The organism is Mycobacterium sp. 1482292.6 (assembly GCF_001672995.1).
GTDB classification, from domain to species: Bacteria; Actinomycetota; Actinomycetes; order Mycobacteriales; family Mycobacteriaceae; genus Mycobacterium; species Mycobacterium europaeum_A.
In genome coordinates this window covers 1-1110 of sequence record NZ_LZKV01000110.1, presented here as the reverse complement: position 1 = coordinate 1110, position 1110 = coordinate 1, and the positions used below count along the sequence as shown (strand labels likewise).

Annotated in this window: 1 protein-coding gene and 1 pseudogene; one reads left to right on the top strand and one right to left on the bottom strand. The window is 71.6% G+C overall.

Annotated features, from left to right (window positions below):
- Positions 1–915: class I SAM-dependent methyltransferase (locus A5624_RS11510; protein WP_066866186.1), on the top strand; the 915-nt coding region annotated here is incomplete at its 5' end.
- Between the two features lie 109 nt (positions 916–1024).
- On the opposite strand, the pseudogene A5624_RS29010 reads toward A5624_RS11510, so the two are convergent.
- Positions 1025–1110, bottom strand: a pseudogene (locus A5624_RS29010) (hypothetical protein); the annotation flags it as partial.

The window sequence follows — 1110 nt, the reverse complement described above, 5'->3', positions numbered from 1 at the left end:
GCCGCCCGGCACGACAGCAAGCTGGCCCAGGTGCTCTACCACGACTGGGAAGCCGAGACCTACGACGACAAGTGGTCGATCTCCTATGACCAGCGCTGCATCGACTACGCGCGGGGCCGCTTCGACGCCATCGTGCCGGACGAGGTGCGGCGCGAGCTGCCCTACGACCGGGCCCTTGAATTGGGTTGCGGCACTGGGTTTTTCCTGCTCAACCTGATCCAGTCCGGGGTGGCCCGGCGCGGATCGGTGACCGACCTGTCGCCGGGCATGGTCAAGGTCGCCACCCGCAACGGGCAGTCGCTGGGCCTCGACATCGACGGCCGGGTCGCCGACGCCGAGGGCATCCCGTACGAGGACAACACCTTCGACCTGGTCGTCGGCCACGCGGTGCTGCACCACATCCCCGATGTGGAGTTGTCGCTGCGCGAGGTGATCCGGGTGCTGCGCCCGGGCGGCCGGTTCGTCTTCGCCGGCGAGCCGACCAGCGCCGGCGACGTCTACGCCCGCGAGCTGTCCACCCTGACCTGGCGCATCGCCACCAACGTCACCAAGCTGCCCGGCCTGGGCAGCTGGCGGCGCCCGCAGGCCGAGCTCGACGAATCGTCGCGGGCGGCGGCGCTGGAGGCCATCGTCGACCTGCACACCTTCACCCCGGGCGACCTGGAGCGGATGGCCGCCAACGCCGGGGCCGCCCAGGTGCGGACCGTCAGCGAGGAGTTCACCGCCGCGATGTTCGGCTGGCCGGTGCGCACCTTCGAGGCGTCGGTGCCGCCCGGGCGGCTGGGCTGGGGCTGGGCGAAGTTCGCCTTCAACGGCTGGAAGACGCTGAGCTGGGTGGACGCCAACGTGTGGCGCCGTGTGGTGCCGAAGGGCTGGTACTACAACGTGATGGTGACCGGGGTCAAACCCTCCTGAGTGGTGGGCTGCGGTTCAGCGCGCAAGACGTCGGCTACCTGCGGTCGGCCGCGGGTGCCGCGGCGCTGGCGGAGGTCGCCCGGCTCGTGCTGACCGACGCCACCCGGGTCGCCGACGTCGCCGCCGCCCGCGACGATTCGTCGAGCTCGGCCTGCGGGCGCCGCCAGCTGCCCAGGCCGGGCAGCTTGGTGACGT